General features: G+C 59.2%; 18 protein-coding genes and 3 pseudogenes. 15 read left to right on the top strand and 6 right to left on the bottom strand.

The annotated features are described in order from the left end of the window. From EN935_RS03810 to EN935_RS03800, 3 genes and pseudogenes are all read left to right on the top strand, one after another. Positions 1–497, top strand: a pseudogene (locus EN935_RS03810) (pilus assembly protein); the annotation flags it as partial. Continuing rightward, a complete protein-coding gene (locus tag EN935_RS03805) occupies positions 481–1,086 on the top strand; it encodes a L,D-transpeptidase (RefSeq protein WP_109670121.1) in 606 nt (201 codons plus the stop codon). The pseudogene EN935_RS03810 and the gene EN935_RS03805, both read left to right, overlap by 17 nt. Beyond that, on the top strand, positions 1,083–1,682 hold the full coding sequence (locus EN935_RS03800; protein WP_127262128.1) for a hypothetical protein: 600 nt from the start codon (positions 1,083–1,085) through the stop codon (positions 1,680–1,682). The genes EN935_RS03805 and EN935_RS03800 overlap by 4 nt, the downstream gene beginning before the upstream one ends. 139 nt (positions 1,683–1,821) lie before the next feature. On the opposite strand, the gene EN935_RS03790 is transcribed toward EN935_RS03800, so the two are convergent. After that, the gene (locus EN935_RS03790; RefSeq protein WP_109670125.1) at positions 1,822–2,355 is read right to left on the bottom strand and encodes a hypothetical protein; all 534 of its coding nucleotides are present in this window, start codon (positions 2,353–2,355) and stop codon (positions 1,822–1,824) included. Between the two features lie 228 nt (positions 2,356–2,583). Here EN935_RS03790 and EN935_RS03785 point away from each other — a divergent pair, with 228 nt between their 5' ends. Next, positions 2,584–3,570 (top strand): sugar kinase, encoded by a 987-nt coding sequence (locus EN935_RS03785; protein ID WP_127262129.1) that lies wholly within the window; start codon positions 2,584–2,586, stop codon positions 3,568–3,570. Further along, positions 3,570–4,838: a D-tagatose-bisphosphate aldolase, class II, non-catalytic subunit gene (locus EN935_RS03780; protein ID WP_127262191.1), complete on the top strand. Its 1,269-nt coding sequence runs from the start codon at positions 3,570–3,572 to the stop codon at positions 4,836–4,838. Before EN935_RS03785 ends, EN935_RS03780 begins: the two co-directional genes overlap by 1 nt. A 58-nt stretch (positions 4,839–4,896) precedes the next feature. Here the strand turns inward: EN935_RS03780 and EN935_RS03775 are convergent, their stop codons facing one another. The 3 genes from EN935_RS03775 to rocF form a co-directional block, all read right to left on the bottom strand. Continuing rightward, positions 4,897–6,243, bottom strand: coding sequence for an FAD-binding oxidoreductase (locus EN935_RS03775; protein ID WP_127262130.1), 1,347 nt, complete (start codon positions 6,241–6,243; stop codon positions 4,897–4,899). Positions 6,244–6,562: 319 nt separating this feature from the next. Continuing rightward, positions 6,563–7,609 (bottom strand): ornithine cyclodeaminase, encoded by a 1,047-nt coding sequence (locus EN935_RS03770; RefSeq protein ID WP_109670135.1) that lies wholly within the window; start codon positions 7,607–7,609, stop codon positions 6,563–6,565. A 3-nt stretch (positions 7,610–7,612) separates the two neighbouring features. Continuing rightward, positions 7,613–8,533: an arginase gene (rocF, locus tag EN935_RS03765; protein WP_126067895.1), complete on the bottom strand. Its 921-nt coding sequence runs from the start codon at positions 8,531–8,533 to the stop codon at positions 7,613–7,615. Between the two features lie 132 nt (positions 8,534–8,665). On the opposite strand from rocF, the gene EN935_RS03760 reads away from it, so the two are divergent. Further along, a complete protein-coding gene (locus EN935_RS03760; RefSeq protein ID WP_127262131.1) occupies positions 8,666–9,103 on the top strand; it encodes an Lrp/AsnC family transcriptional regulator in 438 nt (145 codons plus the stop codon). 543 nt (positions 9,104–9,646) lie between these two features. Further along, positions 9,647–10,180 (top strand): annotated as a pseudogene (locus tag EN935_RS03755) (alpha-D-glucose phosphate-specific phosphoglucomutase); the annotation flags it as partial. Here the strand turns inward: EN935_RS03755 and EN935_RS03750 are convergent. Then, positions 10,098–10,714 (bottom strand): annotated as a pseudogene (locus EN935_RS03750) (DUF488 domain-containing protein). The pseudogenes EN935_RS03755 and EN935_RS03750 sit on opposite strands and share 83 nt — an antisense overlap. A 199-nt stretch (positions 10,715–10,913) precedes the next feature. Here EN935_RS03750 and EN935_RS03745 point away from each other — a divergent pair. The 8 genes from EN935_RS03745 to EN935_RS03700 all read left to right on the top strand — a co-directional run bounded on the left by EN935_RS03745 (position 10,914) and on the right by EN935_RS03700 (position 17,763). Further along, complete coding sequence (locus EN935_RS03745; RefSeq protein ID WP_127373176.1) at positions 10,914–11,129, top strand: DUF2945 domain-containing protein; 216 nt, start codon at positions 10,914–10,916, stop codon at positions 11,127–11,129. 253 nt (positions 11,130–11,382) lie between these two features. Then, entirely contained in the window at positions 11,383–11,673 is a 291-nt protein-coding gene (locus EN935_RS03740) for a hypothetical protein (RefSeq protein ID WP_127262132.1), read from the top strand. A 60-nt stretch (positions 11,674–11,733) separates the two neighbouring features. Beyond that, positions 11,734–11,982: a hypothetical protein gene (locus EN935_RS03735; protein WP_127262133.1), complete on the top strand. Its 249-nt coding sequence runs from the start codon at positions 11,734–11,736 to the stop codon at positions 11,980–11,982. 73 nt (positions 11,983–12,055) lie between these two features. Beyond that, entirely contained in the window at positions 12,056–13,291 is a 1,236-nt protein-coding gene (locus tag EN935_RS03730) for a hypothetical protein (RefSeq protein WP_127373175.1), read from the top strand. A 541-nt stretch (positions 13,292–13,832) separates the two neighbouring features. Then, positions 13,833–14,291 carry a MucR family transcriptional regulator gene (locus EN935_RS03725; protein ID WP_127262135.1) on the top strand — a complete coding sequence of 153 codons (459 nt, stop codon included), beginning with the start codon at positions 13,833–13,835 and terminating at the stop codon, positions 14,289–14,291. A gap of 1,083 nt (positions 14,292–15,374) precedes the next feature. Then, on the top strand, positions 15,375–15,641 hold the full coding sequence (locus EN935_RS41810; protein WP_245488836.1) for a hypothetical protein: 267 nt from the start codon (positions 15,375–15,377) through the stop codon (positions 15,639–15,641). 677 nt (positions 15,642–16,318) lie between these two features. Continuing rightward, positions 16,319–17,317: a hypothetical protein gene (locus EN935_RS03705; RefSeq protein ID WP_127262137.1), complete on the top strand. Its 999-nt coding sequence runs from the start codon at positions 16,319–16,321 to the stop codon at positions 17,315–17,317. Beyond that, positions 17,314–17,763: a DUF2059 domain-containing protein gene (locus EN935_RS03700; RefSeq protein WP_127262138.1), complete on the top strand. Its 450-nt coding sequence runs from the start codon at positions 17,314–17,316 to the stop codon at positions 17,761–17,763. Before EN935_RS03705 ends, EN935_RS03700 begins: the two co-directional genes overlap by 4 nt. 61 nt (positions 17,764–17,824) lie before the next feature. Here the strand turns inward: EN935_RS03700 and EN935_RS03695 are convergent. Further along, positions 17,825–18,726 (bottom strand): sulfotransferase domain-containing protein (locus tag EN935_RS03695; protein WP_206534491.1); only part of this gene is annotated, 902 nt, incomplete at its 5' end.

The following is an 18,726-nucleotide window of genomic DNA, read 5'->3' as shown; positions in this document are numbered from 1 at the left end:
GCCTCACCCTCTACGCGTTCGAGCGGCCGCAATTGCCGTTCGAGCCGCATGGCAGCGATTTCGTCTTCCGGCTTCTCGACCTGGTCGCCTACCGCTTCGACGACATCGTCATCGACCTGCCCAATCTGGAAACGCCGTGGCACAATTCCGTGCTGTCGACGAGCGACGAGATATTCATCGTCTTCGAACTCAATGTCGCTTCGCTGCGGCAAGGCAAGCGGCTCTACAAGAAGATCCGCGAACTGCGCGGCAACGCGGTCAACATCACGCTGGTCGCCAACAAGCACAAGCGCAAATGGTTCGGGAACCATTTTTCGCGCAGCGAGCTCGAAAAGATATTCAAGGCGCCGCACATCAAGTCGGTCGCACTGGACAACGCCCTTCTGAGCGATGCGCTGAACAGGGCCATCCCGCCTTCCGAAGTGGATGGACGGGCGCGCTTCAACAAGGATCTGAAGCGGATGTTCAAAGAGCGGCTCGATGACGCTGCCCGATAGATATCGGATCGCGAGATACCGGATCGCTGGGCGGCTGGCCGGCGCCTGCGTGCTCGGCGTGGCGCTGGCGCTGTCCGTCCAGGACTTCGCCGAAGCGCGATCGGCGCTTTCGGAACGGCCGCCGCTGCCGGCGATGGGGCCTAGCCTGCGCAAGGCTGTTGCCTTCGCAACTGCCGAGCAACCAGGAACGATCATCATCCGCAAGGACGAGAAGGCGCTTTACCTGGTGACCCGCCAGGGCCAGGCGCTGCGCTACCAGATCAGCGTCGGGCGCGACGGGTTTGGCTGGACGGGCGTCGTCAAGGTGGGGGCGAAGACCGAATGGCCGGAGTGGCGCCCGCCCCAGGAAATGCGGGCCCGCCAGCCGGAGCTGCCGAAGATGGTGCCCGCCGGCCCCTACAATCCGCTGGGCGCAAGAGCGCTCTATCTGTCTCGTGACGGGCGCGACACGCTCTACCGCATACACGGCACCAACGATCCGTCGGGTGTCGGCTTCGACGGGACGTCAGGCTGTTTTCGTCTTACCAACACGGATGTGATCGATCTTTTCAAGCGCGTCGCGGTCGGCGCAAAGGTGGTGGTCCAATGACGACGATCAGCGAACCGGACATGCCGGCGATCGACATCGGAAACCAGGAACAGCGCGAACAGCGCGCCATCGAGAAACCCAGTAACATAAAGACGATCGGCGTCATCGTCGCCTGCGGCGCCCTTGTGATCACCGCGATCAACATGGCGGCTGCGGTCTATCTCTATCGGGGCATAAGCGACCTGCGTTTCGTCGAAGCGCGGCTGGAGCAGCTCGGAGCTTTCGAACAGCGGATCGCGGCCAGGCTCGACACGGTCAACAACGGCTTCCAGAGCCGGTTCGAGAAACTGGACAGCCAACTGCAAGGCAGCTTCAACGAGATCAATGGCAACATTGCCCGTTTGGGGCAGAATGTGCCGGTTGCCGGCGGCGAGGCCGTGTCGAGTGCGGCCGAACCGTCCGAGATCACCACCAGCACGCTGGCGCAAGCGCCCGAAGCTCTCGACGGCGAGAGCGCGAGCGAACCCGGCGTCATCGAAGCACCGCGTGCGCCGAGGAAGAGCACTGCACCGGCATCGCCCCCTGCCCCAAGCTCCAACTACCAGCGCATCCAGCAGCCTGACGGCAAGGTCTATTACCGCAGGATCAACAATTAAAGCGCGTCGCGTTTGAACGGATTCAGGCGACGCGCTTTAGGTCTTTGTTTTTATGCATGTCGTTTTCCCAAAACCGAGGTCACTTTTGGGCGACATGCATTAGACCTGACGTGCTGGATCCGGGCAGGATGCGAGCGGTTCAGAGATCGCGCTGAAGGGCCAGGATGCGGATGGCCCGCACGGACCGATCGCGCGCTTCAGCCAGGAAAGCGATGTGGCAGTAGGCACAGGCCACGGTGCCCAGAAGCAGCACCAGGCTGTTCTTCAAGGTGAAATCGATAGCCAGCGAGTACGGAAGACCCCTGGGCGACGTGAACGCCGCGATCGTGCTCGCCGTTTCAGAGTGGGTGCCGACGGCGATCATCAGCCCGGCGAGAATCAAGGCGACGTGGTTGGCGAGGAACGGGAATGCCGACCTTTTGGTGTGGCACGCCATCCAGCAGACGATCGATACCGCGGCAAGGATGGCGGCGTCGACAGCCATGGAGCCGCCCAGCCAGAGATTGACCTGCTGCCAGAGCATCGTCGACAGAGGGCGCAGTTCAAGCCATATCCACCATGCGGTGGGGCTGGCTGGATAGGTTCCCAGCAAGAAGGTCGCCACGCGCTCCCCTGCCAGGATCGAAAGAATGAGAAATGGGAAGGCAAAAAGCAGAAGCGGCTTGCGTTTCATGTTCCCTCGACAATCTGCAAGCCAGGATAGACCGCATAGATTGCGCGAAGCTTAACGGCTCTATGGAGATATCCTGGTGGCACGAAGTCGGATCCTGCCTGAGGGGCTACGTCCGGCCCTCCCCGATTGCGATGGCATCTAGTCGATTCACATCGATCCGGTAAGAATCCCCTTGCGCCTCGGCCTCGTGGACCGCAAACGACACCACACCCCAGGATTAGACGCTTGATGAACGACACCCCCAAAACGCTGGCACCGGACTCGCTCGGGCCAACCGTGACGATTGGAGAAATCCTGGTAGAGATCGTCGCAAGGGAGACCGGCACCGGCTTTCGGGAACCTATCGACCTCATTGGTCCCTTTCCGAGCGGCGCGCCCGCCATCTTCATCGATCAATGCGCGCGTATGGGCGGAGCGGCCGCGATGGTGGGCGTGGTCGGCGACGATGATTTCGGCTTCGTCAACATCGAGCGCCTGAAGCGAGACGGCGTAGACATTTCCGCCATCGCTGTTTCCCCGGATCATCCGACGGGCAGCGCCTTTGTTCGCTACCGCGAGGATGGAAGCCGCGATTTCGTCTACAACATCGCCAAATCCGCCGCCGCCCGGCTGGAATGGATCCCGCAGGTCGAGGCGCTGATCGCGCGTTGCGGGCATATCCACGTCATGGGAACGGTGTTCGCAAGCCCCGCCGCCTGGGCGATCACCGAGCGCGCGATCCCCTTGATCAAGGCACGCGGCGGCACCATGTCGCTCGATCCGAACCTGCGCAAGGAATTGCTGGCGCACGGCCAGACCGGGGAGAAATTCGCAAGTCTGGTAGACAAAGCGGACCTGCTGCTACCCTCGGGCAACGAATTGTTCCTGGCCGCAGGCATGGACGGCGAGGAACGCGCGATCGAGGCGCTGTTCAGACGAGGGGTCCAGGAGATCGCCGTCAAACGCGGCGAACATGGCGCGTCGGCCCGTCAACGCACCGGCGCCCGCGCCGATTGCCCCGGCCTCATCGTCGAGGAAACGGACCCCACGGGCGCCGGCGACTGTTTCGGGGGAGCCTATGTCGCATGCCGGCGGCTGGGCATGCCGCTGCAGACGGCGCTCGAATTCGCCAACGCGGCAGGAGCGCGCAACGTCACACGCCTCGGCCCCATGGAGGGAGCCGGCACGCGTGCCGAACTGGAAGATTTCATGGCAAGAACGGCGAGAAGAAGCTGATGCGTGTGGCGATCGAAGATTTGCCGGCCCTGTACAGGGAACGAAAGAAGATCGGGGTGACCTCGGTGTGTTCGGCACACCCGTTGGTGCTGAAAGCTGCACTGCGCCATGGCCGGGAAACCGGCACCACCGTCCTGATCGAGGCGACGTGCAACCAGGTCAATCATCTGGGCGGTTATACGGGCATGACGCCGGCCGATTTCGCGGCGATGGTGGACGCACTCGCGGCAGCCGAGCAATGCCCGAAAGAGCTGATCGTGCTTGGCGGGGATCATCTCGGCCCTAGTCCCTGGAAGGACCGGCCCGCCGAGGAGGCGATGGCACAGGCCGGGACCATGGTCGATGCTTATGTCCGCGCCGGCTTCCGCAAGATCCACCTCGATGCCTCGATGGGTTGCGCGGGTGAACCGGCGGCGCTCGACGACCACACGGTGGCCGAGCGCGCCGCCAAGCTGGCGGGCGTCGCGGAACAGGCGGCAGCGCAGAGCAGCAAGGCAAGCCCGGTCTACATCATCGGCACGGAAGTGCCACCGCCCGGCGGCGCCGATCACGCATTGGATGCGATCACCCCGACCAGTCCGGAGGCGGCTCGCCAAACATATGCCATTCACGCCAAAGCATTCCAGGCCGCCGGGCTTGAAAGCGCGTTTTCCCGCGTCATCGGGCTTGTGGTGCAGCCGGGCGTGGAGTTCGGCAACCAGAATGTGATTTTCTACGATCGGGCGAAGGCCCGTGATCTGGCGGCAACGCTGAACAGATTGCCATCGCTCGTTTTCGAAGCCCATTCGACGGATTATCAGGGCGAGAGGCCGTTGCGTGAACTCGTCGAGGACGGCTTCGCCATCCTCAAGGTCGGCCCCGAGCTGACCTTCAAACTGCGCGAGGCGCTGTACGCGCTCGACCTGATCGCTTCCGATCTGGTGCCCTTCTATGGCGAGCGGCCGCTTCACCACGCCATGGAAGAGTTGATGCACGGCGCCCCCAAGAACTGGGCAAGCCACTATCACGGCAGCGATGCCGACAAGCGGATGCTGCGCCACTACTCCTATTCCGATCGCATCCGATACTATTGGGCGACCCCGCAAGCCCGTGCCGCATGCGACCGACTCTTCGATACGTTGAAGGGCCGGAAGGTGCCGGTGACGCTGTTTCTCCAGCACCTGCCTTCGGCGCTCGCTTGGGCCGACCGCGCCTGCGACGGCGAGGACATCGCGATCGATCACGTCCAGCAAAGCATCGAGGTGTACGCTCGGGCATGCGGCACCTGAACCCTGCGTCCGGCCCCCTTCAAGGTTAGAGCCGACGAGCCGGCGGGCGGCTGAACGCTTACAGCGACGGTCCCAATCGGATCGGGCTGCCGTCGCTGAAACGGGATTGACGGAACCTGTGGAGATTGTGCCCGGTCTCGTTGCCCTGGATCAAATCGGACAGGATGCGGCCCATTCCGGGTCCTATGCCGAAGCCGTGGCCACTCATCCCGGTCGCGACAACGAGGCCCGGGATCGCAGCGGCGCGATCGACGATAGGCACGACATCCGGCATCGCATCGATCATGCCGGCCCAGTTCGCCCTGATCGGCACTGTCTTGAACTGCGGGAAAAGCTCCCTGAACCCGCTGTCGATGGCGCGGAGCGCCGAGGCCTCCGGAGCGGGATTGAGGACGCGCATCCGTTCGAACGGGGTTTCCTTGTCAGCGTCCCATCTTCGCGGAGTTGACCAGGCGTCCGGATATCCGCGCGGCGCGGCCGGCAGGTAGCGTGTGCCAAAGGGATTGGCCATCAGGGCGCTGACATATTTGCCCGCATGGCGAAATGCGTCCGGCCCTATGTAGAGTTGGTTGCTGCCTCCCGATGCGAGCGTGTACCCGCCATCCTGCCTGCGCCGGAAAGCGATGCGTTCGTCCGCGGCGGCACCGGCGTGGATTTCCGCCATCGGCGCAGTCGCGGCGACGGTCGCCCTGACGCTGAGCTGCGGGATCGAGATGCCGTGCGCGCGCAGGAAGAGCGATGTCCAGGCGCCGCTGGCGACGAGGACGCTCGAAGTGGCGATATGGCCCCGCTCGGTCCAGACGCCGCTGATCCGGCCGGCCGAGATGTCGAGCATACGTGCCGCACAATTCTCGATGATCGTGACGCCTTGCCGGGCGGCCAGGCGAGCGATCGCGGGCACGGCAACCCAAGGCTCGGCGCGCATGTCCGATGGGGTGGTCATGGCGCCTTTGAACGGTAGCGACATGGCCGGGATCAGGCTTGCCACCTCACCCTGGTCGAGGAGACGCGTGTCGACGCCATGAGCCTGGGCGATCTTCAGGAATTTCGCGAAACCAGCCATCTCCTTGTCGGTCCGCGCAAGGTAGGTAACGCCCGTCTGCTTCAGTCCTATGTCCTCGCCGCATTCCTGCGCCAGTTGCCGCCAGAGGCGCTGCGCTTCGATCACGATCGGCAGTTCGTCGGCATCGCGGCCCTGTTGCCGGATCCAGCCCCAATTGCGCGAGGATTGCTCGGCGGCGATGCGTCCCTTTTCCAGCAGCGTCACCGAGATGTTGCGTCGCGCCAGGAACAGTGCCGTGGTCACGCCAATGACGCCGCCGCCGATGATCACGACTTCCGAGGTCTTCGGCAGCGGGTCTTGAAACTGGATTGGAATGGCTTCGGTGAAGGGGAAGATTGTCAAGGAGCACTTCCTTATTGGTATGCTACGGCGGTATATCGTGCTGTGTCGACGATCAAATCCGATGGTAGCGTTGGCTGGAATCGATACTAGAATCAAGCCTTTGACTATCCGATCTTCTCGATTCCCGCCTAGGCATGTCTCGGCAGCGCCTGGAGCACCCTGGTGATGAACATGCTGAATTCGACCCGCCGGCGTCATAGTCTATGAAGGCAAGTGGGTCGCGGCTCCGGTCAACGTCCACTCGGTCAACTGGCGGCTTCGACGGCTTACCAAGGGTGTGTTGTCGTATGGCCGACGCCCAGCAGCCCGCACAGCAGTTTCAGTCTTGCCTTGCCGCACGCAAAAGCATTCCAAAGAGGTCGCGCGGCTCATCAGGATCGGCAAGGAGATCCAGCTCCTCGTAAAGGCCGGTGTCGGCGAGTTGATCGCGCACGTAGCGGAGAGCAGAGAAATCCTCGGTGGCGAAGCCGACGGAATCGAACAGCGTCACCGCCTGGTTGTTGCTGCGCCCCTCGGCCGTTCCAGCCATCACCTCCCACAATTCGGCGACGGGATGATCCGGATCGAGTTGCTGGATTTCACCCTCGATGCGCGTCTGCGGCGTGTACTCGACGATAATCCGCGACCGCAGCAGGATGTCACGATGGAGTTCCGTCTTGCCCGGGCAGTCGCCGCCGACCGCGTTGATGTGGACGCCGCTGCCGACCATGTTGTCGGTGAGGATGGTCGCATATTGCTTGTCGGCGGTGACCGTGGTGATGATCTGCGCGCCCTCCACTGCGGCATGTGCCGAAGCGCAGGACGTGATGTCGAACCCCAGTCCCGCCAGATTATCCGCGCATTTGCGCGTGGCTGCCGGGTCGATGTCGTAGAGGCGCAGCTTGTTGACGCCGAGCAGCGCCTTGAAGGCGAGCGCCTGGAATTCCGACTGGGCGCCGTTGCCGATGATGGCCATGCAGTCCGCGCCCTTCGGCGCCAGGTATTTTGCGGCGACCGCCGACGTTGCCGCCGTGCGCAAGGCGGTCAGGATGGTCATCTCGGAGAGCAGCATCGGATAGCCGTTGCCGACATCGGCTAGGACGCCGAAAGCGGTGACCGTCTGGCGGCCCTCACGCATGTTCTTGGGGTGGCCGTTGACGTATTTGAAGCCGTAGAGGCGGCCGTCGCTCGTCGGCATCAGTTCGATCACCCCGTCAATGCTGTGCGAGGCGACGCGCGGCGTCTTGTCGAACAGCGCCCAGCGACGAAAGTCCTCCTCGATGTAAGCTGCGAGATCGATGAGGAAGCGCTCGACGCCGATGGCAAGCACCAGCTTCATCATGTGGTCGACGCTGACGAAGGGGACGATGTTCAGCTTGGCGTTCATCGATCAAAAGCTCCTGGTCGGCCGGTCCATGATACGGCGGCCCATCAGGCTTGCCGTCAGGTCGACCATCAGCGTGGCCGTGCGGCCGCGCTCGTCGAGAAAGGGGTTGAGTTCGACAAGGTCGAGACTGCTAACCAGGCCGCTATCCGAAAGCATCTCCATGACCAGATGGGCCTCGCGAAACGTTGCTCCACCCGGAACGGTCGTGCCGACCGCGGGAGCGATCGACGGATCGAGGAAGTCGACATCGAGACTGACATGCAGCAGGCCATTCTCGAGCGTCACCCGCTCCAGAAAGGCACCCAGAAGCGGCGCGATGCCATGTTCGTCGATGGCGCGCATATCGTGCACGGTGACGCCCGCGGCGCGCAGCGCCTGCCGCTCGGCCGGATCAACGCTGCGAATACCCAATGTGCAGATGCGGGCCGGGTCTATCCGCTCCGGCAGATCCGGAAAATAGCCGTGGAAGCCCGGCTGGCCGCTGGCGTAGGCAAGCGGCACGCCATGCAAATTGCCGCTGGCGGTGGTGTCGAGCGTGTGAAAATCGGGATGCGCGTCGAGCCACAGCACAAATAGCGGCCTGCCGGTTTGCGCCGCGCGACGGGCCAGTCCCGACAGGGTTCCAGCGGAGATGGAGTGATCTCCGCCGAGAAAGATCGGCATGGCGTCCGCGCTGGCGGCATAGGCTGCATCCGCGATGCCCGCCGTCCACGCTGAAATCTCCGGCAGCGCCTTCAGCGCCAGGTTGCCATGGGCGATCGGGCGCACCGGCGTCGGCGCGACGGTGCCAAGATCAGCAACCGCATGGCCAAGGTCCCTGAGGGCGCCGACCAGCCCCGCCGTCCGCAAGGCGCTCGGTCCCATTTCGCAGCCCATTCGGCCAGCGCCGTCCTGCACCGGCGCACCCAATATGTTGCAGTTCATGCAAGCACTCTCCCTCTATGAGGCCCAGGAGGTGTTGAACCGTATGCTGCCGGCAGAATGAATAGAGCTGATTGGCAAAACCAGCAGTAAGAGTTATCGTTTTGAGACATCAGGCTACCATATTGGACAATTGTGGATTCTCTCGACCAGAAACTCATCACACTCCTGCGCCACAGCGCGCGGCGGAGCATCTCCGACCTGGCGGCGGATCTTGGCGTGTCGCGCGCCACGGCACGCTCGCGAATGGAGCGGCTTGAACAGTCCGGCGAGATCATCGGCTATACGGTCATCTTGCGCGCCGAAGCGATCAGCTCGGCTGTCAGGGGTATCATGATGATCGAGATCGAAGGCCATGCGGCCGATCGGGTGATCCGCGCTCTTGGTGGCTTTGCGGAAGTCGCTACGATTCATACGACCAATGGCCGCTGGGATCTGGTGGTTGAACTCAACACGGCAACCCTCACCGAGTTAGATGCGGTGTTGCGCCGGATTCGCCTGGTGCCCGGTATCACCGGCAGCGAGACGAGCCTGCTGCTGGCCACGCCGCGCAGCACAAAAGCCCGTCTTTAGGCACGGCTGCGTGGGTTAGGGTCGGCGGGGCTCTGCACGCTTGATAGCGCACTGGTAGCGAATGCGCGCGGCGTCTGGGTTTTCGCCCAACATGAGAGAAGACCATAGCGCGGTGTCGGCAGCTTCATGGAGGTCACGGGCAGTACGCGCCTTCAACCGGTCAGCCGTATCCAAAGCACGCTGTACGAATGCACCGCGACCATCGAGATCCCTTAGCTCCTTTGGGACCCGTCGGTAGTAATGGAAGCGATCGCCCCGCCGCTACAGAAAGCGATCAGGATCATGCTCTTCGCGTCGCCTTCCCATGTCTTACGGTACCGTTTGTATCACAATAAGTAACACAATAGGCATCACAAAAGGCCAAAATGGCGCAAGGACTAGGTCGCTCGGCACAAAATTCTACAGAAAAATCAATGATTTGGAGAATCAATTGATGGTACCGTTGGCTGGGATCGATATGCCTAATAAGCTATTGTTTTTATTGTGCTTTTTACGCTCTCCTGCTCGATTTGTATCACAATAGGTAGCACAATAGGTAGCACAGACTGGGATGGCCAGATCCGCATGGACCCGTCTTCATCCTACGCCATGCAAAGGCTGATCAACATGAAGGACCAATTCGACATCGCTTTCGCATGCGACACCGATCACGACCGGCACGGTATCGTCACGCGCACCGGCGGGCTGCTGCCGCCCAATCACTATTTGTCGGTGGCGATTGACTATCTGTTCCAGCATCGCCCCGAATGGCGGGCGGACGCAGCCGTCGGAAAGACGGTGGTAAGCAGCCAGATGATCGATCGCGTCAGCGCCAGGCTCCGACGCAGGCTGTACGAAGTGCCGGTCGGTTTCAAATGGTTCGCCAAGGGGATTCAGGACGGCTCGCTGGGTTTTTGCGGCGAGGAAAGCGCCGGAGCGACGTTCATGCGCCGAAACGGTGCCGTCTGGACGACCGACAAGGATGGCATCGTTCCAGCCTTGCTGTCGGCAGAGATCATGGCGAGCATGGGCAAGGATCCCGGCGAGGTTTATCGCGACCTGACGAACGATCTGGGCGAGCCGGTTGCCGACCGTATCCAGGCCATCGCGACCCCGGTACAGCGCCGGGCGTCAGGCTGGCCTCCTCGACATGACCCGCCCAAGGATGTGCATGACGCGTTCGCCTTCTCCGAGCAGGTAGTCGGCAATGATGCGGCGGTGGCAGCGCCACCAGCCGGCTTCCGCGCACATAATTGCGCAGCGATGCTCACTGCCAAGCTCTCGCAGTTGCGCCAAGCCTTTGGCGAACGGCTTCGTCAGCGCATAGTCGGCGTAGTTGCGAAAGCTATTTACGCGCCAGTAGCTATTGGGGGAAGGCACCGGCCCACGCGCCTTGCCCCGCAAGCCGCCGAGCGCAGCGATATGCTCATAGCCGATCCGCCACGGCGCCAACGTTGTGGGAAGGCTGTTTTCGTTGAATTGCGGATTGGTGCGCGAGCGCGGCATCGACCTCACATCGACAACGAAATCGACACGAGCCCGCTGAAGCAGTTCGGCGAACTCGACGATCGCACGCGTGGAATGGCCTATGGTGAAGAAGCTGTTCGTTTCGATTCCAATCTGGCGGCGCACGGCGACCCTGGCCACCTCGGCGCGGATCGTAGCCGGTTTATCCTACAGATCAAAAAGTCCTTCCATCGGGAAGCGATTCACTGGAACCGAATTCGAGCGCGACGGTTGAGTGATGGATCCTCGCCGTTCGACCGCGCCAACCAGGTGCGAAACGGCGTCATGGTTCCGTGAGAATCCCTATTACCCTTGGTCGAGCCACATGGCGGATAGATTCAAAGTCGGCGATCACGTGAGCTGGAATTCGGAAGCCGGGCGCGTCAGCGGCACGATCGTCCGTGTGCACAAACACAATTTCGATGTCCATGGCTACACGCACCATGCAAGCGCTGAAGCGCCGCAATACGAGATAAAGAGCAGCAAGACTGAGCATATTGCCTTCCACAAGGGTTCGGCGCTCACCAGACTTCGCGACTGACTTTCGTCAGACGCGATTGATCAGAGAAAGCGGTTGCCCGATGCCCACCAACACGCAGCCTCGTTCGCCCGAGCCGCTCCGCGCCTCAGCGACGCCGATGATCGCATCCGTCTCAATCATTGGATGCCGCCGCAACAGGGGATTTTCCCACGCATCCGCATTGGGACTAGCTGGATCGATACGCTATGGGCGCTGCCGATCGGCGCCGCCGCGCTGCTCTGCATGATTGCCTTGGCACAAAGCTTGCGCGAGCGTGACCGCCTTCATCCAAAACCATCCAGGCATCGCGCAATCGGCGCCGGCGGTGGACTCCGGTTTCCCTGAGTGGCTGCAAGTCCAGCATTTTCTGAACATGTTCTTCATGCTGTTCATCATGCGGGCAGGCCTGCAGATCCTGGCTGATCATCCACGGCTCTATTGGGGCCGCGACTGCACGCCGGGGAACGATCATGGGTTCCAGCCATGTATCTCTCCAGAGGGGCCGGACGGTAGGCTTGATGGCTATGAGAGGGGGGGTAGCTACGCGGATACGGCAACGCGATAGTTCCACACCAAGCGGCAGCGTTCGTAGTCGCCGCAAACGATAACAACGAAAGGCACGGAGATGCCCGATAAACCCAACACAGAACGGCCACAGCGGATTGAAGACCATGCCAAGCACTTGGCAGCGATGGTCACCCCCAAAGATATAAGCGGCTACCGAAAAGTCCTGACCGACAACGAGCAATATTTCGCAATCGAATTGGCACGTTTCGTAGCCGCGATGGCCTCGCAGGATGGACTGCGCGAGGCTGCCGACAGGTTCCTAACAGCTGTGCAAACGAGTGGGGAACCTGATCAAATTTTTCGGTGAATACTTCCCGCCGCGGTTCAATCAAGGTCGCGCAGTTCGCTATTGTGCTTCCTTAAGAACTTGGAGGCGCGGGATGCCGGAAGGATATCTGTTTTCAGAGGGCTCGACCTTGGACTTGGCCAGACAGTTACCGGTTCTGGCGATGAATGAATTGAAGGCAATGCCAGAGAGCGTTTTTCTGTCGGTCCCAATGGAGGATGTGATCAGCGAACTTGTCGCCAAATTCCGCCCCGATTTGCCTACTGTGGACGAGGATAGTGTTTGGATCGATGAAGAGGAGCGAACCTATCAGCCACGCGGCCGAGATCGTTATGACATATTCAGTGACAGCTACGGAGATCCAGAGCCCCAAAGATTTCATGTCGTGATGTATCACCTGCCTTTCAGAGGAAACCGCGACCTTTTCCGGTTTCAGCCTTCGCGTGCGTCCTATCCAGGGCCCCAAGCCGCCATCATGGCAAACGACTTGGTGATCTCACTCCCTACGGCGGGAAAAAGTGGCGACCAGCTGAACGCCGAATTTGGGGCGGGGGTTAGAAGCATCAAAGAACATTTGGCTACAGCCGCATCGGATCTTCAACATGTGGCGAGCCAGATAGAGCAGCCCGCGCGCCAGTTTTTTGAGGCCCGCAAGGCGGAATTGTTGAAAGGCAAGGGCTTGGCCGCGTCGCTTGGCTTTCCAATGAAGCGCAGACCCGACGCTCCGACAACCTTCATTGCTCCTCAGATACGCCGGAAGGTCGTTCCCGTGCGGACAGAAACGGTTGCTCCGTTCAAACCCGAGCCCGAACTCGACGAGAAAGAGTACGCGCACATTCTTAGTGTCATCGAAAACATGACAAAGGTCATGGAGCGCAGCCCGCACACTTTTCACGACATGGGCGAGGAAGACATTAGGCAGCACTACTTGGTACAGCTCAACGGTCAGTACGAGGGCCAAGCCACCGGCGAGACCTTCAATCACGAGGGCAAAACCGACATTCTCATCCGCTCCGAAGGTCGTAACGTTTTCATCGCAGAATGTAAGTTCTGGCACGGCGAAAAGGTCTTTACGGAGACAGTCGACCAACTCCTCAGATACCTCAGCTGGCGCGACACCAAAGCGGCTCTTATCATCTTTAACCGCAACAAGGGCTTGTCAGGCGTTATCGAGACCGCAAACAAGGCCATCGAGGCCCATGCACAATATAAGCGCGGCCCTGTTGTTGAAGGCGACACTAGGTTCCGTTACGTCCTCGCAAACCCGGGTGACGTCAGCCGCGAAATCATTGTTACGTTGATGTTTTTCGACGTTCCGACGGCCCCATAACGACACCATCACAAAATCTTGCAGGCCGATTCCGCTGAATCGTAGACTCACCTCTTTCAGGAGGCGGACGTGGACGAGCGGACCTACAAGCTTTTCAGATACCACAGAGAAGCCCTGGATTTCTTCAAGAGCCCGAAGACGGCGTTGTGGGCGACCAAGCTCCACATGGCACTTAGGAGTCGTGCTCGCGATATCAGGCGCACGTGCCAGAAGTCGATGCCTTCAAAGCCGTCTGAAATACCAATCTAGTATCCAACTTTGTCCATGAGCGCTCGCAGTTCGGGCTGAGGCGCAACCCAGAAAGTTCGAAAAGCTTCCAGGAACCCCAGCCAAACCGGATGCTCGGCAGGCAACTTCGCTCCACAAGCCACGTTCGCTCTACGGTCGCTACTACTTCTGAAATAACATCAAAGGGTTGTCCGAAGTCCGTACGAATTCTGCGCCGGCTCCACTGCAGTTCGATAGACCAAGCTTAGGAGGGCGGTTGCGTCGTTGATCATCAACCAATAGAGAGGGGATAAATCAGACAAAAGGACCACCTATGACCAACGAATCCGACACCCGCGCTGCCGAACTAGCTGAGTTAATAGCCGACATTGTCTCAGCATATGTCAGCAACAATCCATTGCCGGTGTCTGGTTTGCCGGACGTGATAGCATCGGTTCATGCTTCGCTGTCCGGATTAGGCACGCCGATTCCGCCTGTCGTTGAACCGCAAACTCCCGCGGTCAACCCGAAGAGGTCGGTGACGCCGGACTTCATTATCTGCCTCGAAGACGGCAAGAAGTTCAAATCCCTGAAGCGGCATCTTAGCACGGACTTCGGCCTAACACCGGACGCCTATCGCGCCAAATGGAACTTGCCGCACGATTACCCTATGACAGCTCCAAATTACGCCGCTCAGCGCTCGCAACTTGCAAAGTCCATCGGGCTTGGCCGCAAGGCTGAACCCGTCGTACCAGCCAAGAAGGCACCTGCGAAGCGGAAAGCCAGAGCCTAGTCGGTCACCACCTGACGTAACGGAAAGACTCAGCTATGTGTTGAGAGCGGCGGACCTGAAAAGGACCGTCTGGCCGGCGCCATTCGGGCAACCTCCCAGCGAGGGCGCCGGCCTTTTTTCCTAGCGGGGCGGCAATAGCCGGCGAACACGTCTCAGGCATCTATCGCCAGGGCCTGAAGCTATCATCGGGCCGCTTCGCGATGATCGACAACGGCCTCGGATACGGCGCGAAGGTCACCATCCTGCCAGGACCCGTGCAGGAGCTCGCGCCTCCTCCCGCGTGTTAACGACGTCAAGAATGCTCTCGGCAAACCACGGCTTGGCCAAAATCTAATGATACCACCTCGCGATCTGTGGCGCGGTAGATTCCATAGCCAACCTTTGCTGAGCAGCCCCTCGTCGCACATCCGGGCCAGATAGCAGCGGGGAATTCCGATCTCAGTCAGCTCGCGCGTTCGCACTTCACGCTTTTCACGGGCGAATGCGACAGCGCGCTCTCGGAGGGATGGCCGAGACCCGCCGGCCAATTCGATGCGCTCCGCGCGCTCTCGGTCACGCTTGCGAGTCTTGACGGAAGGTTTTAGCGTAGTTTCGAGGGGGATCGGCAGCTCGTAGTTCGCGGTTTCATTCGGCCCGGGGAGCCGTAACGATTCAAAACTGCGAACGTCATGCCCAGCCCTATGGACCCCGGGCTTGCCCAGATGCGATGAGGTGTTGCCGTTCTGTATGAATTCCGATGCGTGTGCGCATCGATCAAGCTTGCCCGACCGCAGATTCATGCATTCCGACTTCTTTCACAAGTGCCCTCAATTCGGCTGGCGGCGCGAGGCAGAAAGTTCGGAAAGCTTCCAGGAACCCCAGTCGATGGCCAATTGTAGAACCATCTGTCGACGGCTTTGGCTTCGGAGAACGAATCCGCTGCGGGGAATGGGTGCGTGCTGCTAGGTAGAGAGCACGAGGCGGATATCGCGCTCGCATTGAGCGCCTGCCGGCCGGAGCAGAGCATCACGGGCTTCTTCAACACAGAGCCTGACCATGCCCTATCCTGTTCTCGATGCCTCAATCAGTCCACTGAGTCAGCGGTTGATCGACGACATGACCCTGCGCCGGTTGAGCCGGGAGACGCAGCGCAACAACGTCCGCGATTTCAGACGGTTCGCGCCCCTCCTTGGCCGGTCGCCGGACACGGCGACAGCGTACGACCTGCGCTGGTTCCCCGCGGGTTGCTTCTTCGGGGCCTTTCGTACGCCTGCCGGCATCCGAGAACTCTTCGCGAAAGTGGAACGGCAGCTTCGCGGCTCGCAACGGAAATATCAGACGTTCAATCTGCTTGCGGTGTCTGGGTCGTGAGACTAACCCACAGTGCGTCTTTGCAGGCAGCAGCCCCCGCGACTACAAAACACAGTGATACTTGACGCAAGTCGTCTTCCAAGATTACCCGATCCGGATACACAGTTGCGCGCCTCTACCGAACCTTGTCATGACTCGCGTATTCGATCCTTGAGTCAGTTAACTTCTATCTTCGATGGCACGATAGCTAGAATGCCGCTCGGCGATCGCGCTTAGCATCTCCTCGATTATCCGCTAGACAAACCGTGCTTTTTTTGCGAATTATTGGCCACTCTTGCGAGGTGTATCTCTTGTCCCTGCTCCGGATAGAGTTCGTCGCCAATCGGGATCGATGTGGCGCTTGCACTTTGCTTGATGAGCAGGGCGCCGTCATACTAGGTCCATTTCCCCTTGCGGGGCGCTCAAGCGACAAGATTGCCACGCTTCAAAATAACAGACAGCGAACCCCCGTGCTCCGCTTCGGCGATACGCCCACTGGTGGATACCGTGTCTGTCCGGTAGAGCTCGACGAATTGCGGTACCCGCCAGCTGAGTTCGGTGGCTCCGGGATAATTCCTCTTATTCCCATCTCGGACGACGCGGCCTGCGCAGAGGCTATTGGCCGATATTGCTTTGCAATTTTTGGTGGACCACTTGCACCCGACAGAAGTCTTCGCTCCACAGCGGGCGGGCTTCGGATGCATGACGCCGATTTCGCAGCAATCGTCGAGAATATGAAACTTATTTCGTGCACACGATGTAAGATCGTCGAAGTCGCAAGTCTGCCGGACTACGGGATCGTGTTCAACGACTGTAATTGTCAACACGCCGATCCATTGATTGCGCCCGAGTTTCAATCAACCGCCTCTGAAACTTTCCCGTCACATTCATGGGCCGCCAGCGCACTGGCCCTGGGCATGACGGTAACCTTTGCCGCATTGCCGACCTCGGTCTATGCTGACGACAGGACCAAGGCAGTTGAAACCGCCGACAACATCCAGGCGACTTTCCCAGAACGGAATGTTCTATTCGCACAAATTGCCCAAGAAAGCGGCGGATACGCTCGGCTTGCCTACAATTCGGATTCGTCCAGCGTCGAACCACCTGACAATCCGGCTGAACCCGATATTGTAAACTCCGAGACACAAAACGCTTTGCAGGGCGCACCGCCGCCCGAACCTCAGACCTATTCCTCAGAGGTTACGAAAATTAGTAATGAGGTAGTAAAGGACATACCTACTGAAGCGGCATCACAAACGGTCGACGTGTTGAAGTATGCTGCGGAAAAGATGGCAGATTCAAGCGAGGCGGCCAATTGGAGGCCAGCGGTAAGTGTCCTTGATAACGCTGATACCGAGTTCAGTATAAGTAATTATTCGGTAGCATCCGAGGCGTTGGAAGCTCTTGGAAATGCTTTCAAGCTCAAATCAGCTTACGATTCTGGAACTCGAATCGGAACAGCGATAAATGATCTTCAGGCAGGAAAAATCGACATGGTGACCTTCACGCAGCAGGTTGGCCCGGAACCCGCGAAAATTCTTGCTGCATATTCTGGAATTCCGTTCAGCGATCACGTCGTCGATCTAGGCGTCGCAACATTGAATAAGGGCGCGTCGTCCGCGATAGATTTCGGATTCGATATGTACGACAAATATAAGGGTTACGACGTACAACCGGCCCCAGGAGGAAAAAAGTGACAGCATCACGGCCGACGCCAAATAATACCCTGGTCGCTGCAATTTTCCTTGCCACCATAATATTTTCACCACCCGCGTTAGCTGACCCAGCCGATGATATCGTGCTAATACTTGGATACGATAAATATTACGACAACTTATCTTCGTTGACGGTGAATCAAGCAATGGAGAAACTGACAGCTCTAAAGATCCCTGGACCGTCTGACGCTCTGCCGAAACTTGAGGACGATGCCAGATCATATAAAGTTGTTTTTCTAGGAGCAATTGCCAAGTCATACCGTGCCAGGTTCACGCCTTCTGAGCTTGGCAACCTCCTCTCCTTTTACAAAAGCCCTTTGGGACAAAAGGTGGGAGATGTTCAAGGGCCTGTCAAAGATGACGTGGTGGCGGCATCGAGAAATCTCGGCGTGTATATCGGCGTTGAGGCTGCGCAATTAGCAAAGTGACGAGAGGCTCTACGACAGCGCCTCCTTCGTCAGCTCTTTTCATTTGTCGGCAGTGCGAAGGCTATCGATCGAAAAAAGAGACCCATCTCCGCATACGGGCCCTAAGAGCGTCTGCATCGACCAATGCGTCTTTTAGCTTTTCGGCGCCGGTTTTCCTAAATTTCACCCTTGCTGGACTATTCCGCGCGCGCAAACCCAGAAAATGGGCGGTTCGCTCGGCAATTCGCACTGGCCTGTTTGCCAGATCCTCGTAGAAAATTTTCAAAACCCTGTGATGAGCAAAGGCCTTTTCGAAAAATGCCTGGTGCTCCTCAATCTGTTGAATTGAATTAATAATTTCTCCTTCCGTCAAGGCAACCGGTTCCCGCTTGGTAATCGGGCTTGACCAGCCCTCTGCCCATTTTCCTGAAGATTGAGCCTGCTGTTCGGAGACAAGTCTTTTCAGCAAATTTCGCCTTAATAGGTGGATAATCATCACGTTCTCGTCTGACATCAGTGCCTGCAGAACTCGATCCTGCGAAAGTCCGTGACCATAAAGCAATTTGAATCCTGTGGCACTATACCCTTCGGCTTCGCTTCGCTCGCATAGCGCATTCCAAAACGAAACAGGATCGGTCCTTCGAAGTTCCAAAAGAGCAGGAACTTCTTCTACCGAAATATTATCCCATGGGATTACGTCCTTGTTGATATTTACTGGATTGAACAACTCGAATCCGCATTGGCAATCCTCGTAATCCTTCAGCAAGCCGATGAGAAGGTTTGTGCCAGTCCTCTCTCCCGCAATCACCACGAATCTTTGTTTTGTCAGATCTGAACGCTCCGGCTTGTAACGCCCGGTGTATTTTCGACAGACTTGCTCAAGAGCATCCGCAGCCTCAAGATGCATCGCCGGTGAGGGATAGTAATTATTTTCGAGCACTCCCTCTCTTGACGACGCGCCGTCTATCGAGCGCTCGCTCGGCC

Source organism: Mesorhizobium sp. M7D.F.Ca.US.004.03.1.1 (genome assembly GCF_003998635.1).
Lineage (GTDB): Bacteria > Pseudomonadota > Alphaproteobacteria > Rhizobiales > Rhizobiaceae > Mesorhizobium > Mesorhizobium loti.
Note: the sequence above shows the minus strand (reverse complement) of the source record. Positions and strands in the feature narration are given on the sequence as shown.

Excerpts from the sequence above, each read along its gene's own strand:
- EN935_RS03805 (WP_109670121.1), top strand. The coding sequence starts at position 481 with ATGACGCTGCCCGATAGATATCGGATCGCGAGATACCGGATCGCTGGG.
- EN935_RS03800 (WP_127262128.1), top strand. The coding sequence starts at position 1,083 with ATGACGACGATCAGCGAACCGGACATGCCGGCGATCGACATCGGAAAC.
- EN935_RS03790 (WP_109670125.1), bottom strand. The coding sequence starts at position 2,355 with ATGAAACGCAAGCCGCTTCTGCTTTTTGCCTTCCCATTTCTCATTCTT.
- EN935_RS03785 (WP_127262129.1), top strand. The coding sequence starts at position 2,584 with ATGAACGACACCCCCAAAACGCTGGCACCGGACTCGCTCGGGCCAACC.
- EN935_RS03780 (WP_127262191.1), top strand. The coding sequence starts at position 3,570 with ATGCGTGTGGCGATCGAAGATTTGCCGGCCCTGTACAGGGAACGAAAG.
- EN935_RS03770 (WP_109670135.1), bottom strand. The coding sequence starts at position 7,609 with ATGAACGCCAAGCTGAACATCGTCCCCTTCGTCAGCGTCGACCACATG.
- rocF (WP_126067895.1), bottom strand. The coding sequence starts at position 8,533 with ATGAACTGCAACATATTGGGTGCGCCGGTGCAGGACGGCGCTGGCCGA.
- EN935_RS03745 (WP_127373176.1), top strand. The coding sequence starts at position 10,914 with ATGGCGGATAGATTCAAAGTCGGCGATCACGTGAGCTGGAATTCGGAA.
- EN935_RS03735 (WP_127262133.1), top strand. The coding sequence starts at position 11,734 with ATGCCCGATAAACCCAACACAGAACGGCCACAGCGGATTGAAGACCAT.
- EN935_RS03730 (WP_127373175.1), top strand. The coding sequence starts at position 12,056 with ATGCCGGAAGGATATCTGTTTTCAGAGGGCTCGACCTTGGACTTGGCC.
- EN935_RS03725 (WP_127262135.1), top strand. The coding sequence starts at position 13,833 with ATGACCAACGAATCCGACACCCGCGCTGCCGAACTAGCTGAGTTAATA.
- EN935_RS03705 (WP_127262137.1), top strand. The coding sequence starts at position 16,319 with ATGCATGACGCCGATTTCGCAGCAATCGTCGAGAATATGAAACTTATT.